Raw genomic sequence first — 258 nt, forward strand, 5'->3', positions numbered from 1 at the left:
GATTCATCAGGCGATGACGCGCCTTGAACACCGCGCCCATTCCGCCCTGGCCGACGCGTTCGAGAAGAACATAGTTGCCCAGCACCAGCGGTCCGCCCTGAGGCGAGCAGAGGACTTCGGCCTGATAGGGAGTGAGCTTTCCCTGCTGAAGCAGCCTCCGCGCAAGTTCGTCCGCGCTTGCCGCTGCGGCTTGCCCTTCGATCGCACGAATTTCCTCAGCCGGCAACAGCCCGCACTCTCGGAGTCGCGCTAAGAATT

The 258-nt window shown here is 62.8% G+C and carries 1 protein-coding gene; it reads right to left on the bottom strand.

The window, feature by feature from the left end; translation table 11 throughout:
* Positions 1 to 226, bottom strand: a 226-nt coding sequence (locus KVT28_RS25555; protein WP_217551027.1) for a hypothetical protein, incomplete at its 3' end; no start/stop codon positions are given.
* Positions 227 to 258: the final 32 nt, after the last annotated feature.

The organism is Pantoea sp. GbtcB22, from assembly GCF_019091025.1.
Lineage (GTDB): Bacteria > Pseudomonadota > Gammaproteobacteria > Enterobacterales > Enterobacteriaceae > Pantoea > Pantoea leporis.